General features: G+C 31.2%; 1 protein-coding gene. It reads right to left on the reverse strand.

Going from position 1 to position 538, the window contains the following annotated elements; genetic code table 11:
* Positions 1–289 precede the first annotated feature (289 nt).
* A partial coding sequence (locus ACFIN0_RS10175) for a type ISP restriction/modification enzyme (protein ID WP_375702498.1) occupies positions 290–538 on the reverse strand: 249 nt, incomplete at its 5' end.

Consider the following 538-nt stretch of genomic DNA (forward strand, 5'->3'; position numbering starts at 1 on the left):
ATTCAAAACCTATAAGTAATATAAGAAAATGAATATACATAACCCTCTTTAAATAAAGCTTCTGATAACAATAAAGCTATCATTTTAGATTACGGTTTAATCTTTTAAAGGCAATGTAAATAAGAGTATCTAAAAGTGCAAGTTTCTTCTTTTTAAATAACGCATGATAAATTATCCTTTTAAAGATTGTATGTCAGCAATTTATAAAAGGGATATAAGAACCTATAGGTATAAAACCTTATACCCCTTATGAGTTTATCATACCCATTATGTGAGCATGCTTTATAAGTTATTCAGTTTCTCTTATTTCCAATTTTGGTAGTTTTTTTACGATTTTCATTGTTTCTAAACTTACGGTAATAACCTTTTGAAATAACTCTAGAGGGTAGGCAGGGTTGCCAACGGTTTCAACAGCATAGCGATTAGCATCATTAACAATGCCACTCTTTTTATCAATCTTTACACATTGACGCCCCATAACCCATTCAAGAGCAGGCTTGCCATTAACGATATACGCATAAGCTTCAAGAGGGATATC

Source organism: Bartonella sp. AA89HNZF, assembly GCF_042196905.1.
Lineage (GTDB): Bacteria > Pseudomonadota > Alphaproteobacteria > Rhizobiales > Rhizobiaceae > Bartonella.